The sequence below is a fragment of the Actinoplanes sp. NPDC051633 genome (assembly GCF_040681735.1).
GTDB lineage: Bacteria > Actinomycetota > Actinomycetes > Mycobacteriales > Micromonosporaceae > Actinoplanes.
The window spans coordinates 1-1,103 of record NZ_JBFAZH010001788.1; the positions used below are offsets into that span (position 1 = coordinate 1).

Consider the following 1,103-nt stretch of genomic DNA (forward strand, 5'->3'; position numbering starts at 1 on the left):
GGTGAACGTGAACGGGCGGGTAAGCCGCTCTTCGGGTCGTCCGTCTCTGACGAGTGTCACGGCCACGTCGGTCTCTGCCGTGACGAGGCCGTCATGGGTGATGGCGTGGTAAGACATCACGTCCGCAGCTAGCCGCGGGAGCGCGAATCGCTGTCGACTGCGGCGCAAGTCCTGTTGCCAGCTCTGCATGTCGGCCAAGGCGGGCCGGCGGCACGTTAGCGCCTCAGTCCCGGCAACGTCGTCGGTGGAAAGCGTCGCGTGTACGTAGGCCCGTAGTACTCGCTCGGGTCCGTCTTCCGGTCCGCGGCCGGCGGCTGGCTTTGCGTCGCCGGCAACGGTGCCGCCGACGAGAACGCAGGTCAAGACTGCACCAATCCGCACCGCCCACTGCGGACGATGTCGGGCGCGCAAGCTTCGGTACTGCCGACGCGGCAAGACCACGGATCGTCCGCGACCGACGTCGGACCTGACGACGCCTCTAAACGCCATAGCGACAATCTATCTGCCTGTGCGGGCCACTAGTGAACGCGACCGTCACCCTCCCCGATGCTGTAGTGGCGGTCCTTCGTCCCTGTCTGCGGAACGACGGGTTGAGAGATGATCTGCTCCGTCCGAGCGGTGCCGTACGACAAGGTCATCGCTGTTCGAGGCCCGCGGAGCGGATGCGGTGGGCGAAGGCATCGCGGAGTGCGTCTGCCGTGCGGTGGTCGCCGAGGTCACGAAGTGCCTCGACGGTGAGCTCATGGATGTGCTTGTTGAACGGATCTACGCCGGTCGCCGCCCGTAGAAGGGCGGGTGCTTCTGCGGGCGGGCAGTCAGCGGCTAGGGCGGTGTAGGCGGCGAGTACGTGGTTGATGAGCTGTTCGCGATGCGGATGCAGCCACGGCCAGTCTTCGCCGACGGCGAGCTCCCCCGTGTAGGCGTTGATGGCAGCCCGGTATGCCGTGTGCCGTGCGTGTGTGGTCACCGCGGTCCACGCCGCGGCGATGGCGTCGCGCAGACGCCAGATGTCGGCGTCGACGCAGGCGGCGTTGAAGTGCTTTTTGCCATAAATTGATCCACTCTTCTTGCGTTATATAATTCTCTTTTTTTCTGAAATAAGC

Annotated in this window: 2 protein-coding genes; both read right to left on the bottom strand. The window is 64.8% G+C overall.

Annotation, left to right across the window (positions count from 1 at the left end; translation table 11 throughout):
• Positions 1–363, bottom strand: a 363-nt coding sequence (locus AB0M20_RS45185) for a hypothetical protein (protein WP_364307805.1), incomplete at its 3' end; no start/stop codon positions are given.
• 271 nt (positions 364–634) lie between these two features.
• Entirely contained in the window at positions 635–1,054 is a 420-nt protein-coding gene (locus tag AB0M20_RS45190) for a BTAD domain-containing putative transcriptional regulator (RefSeq protein WP_364307807.1), read from the bottom strand.
• Positions 1,055–1,103: the final 49 nt, after the last annotated feature.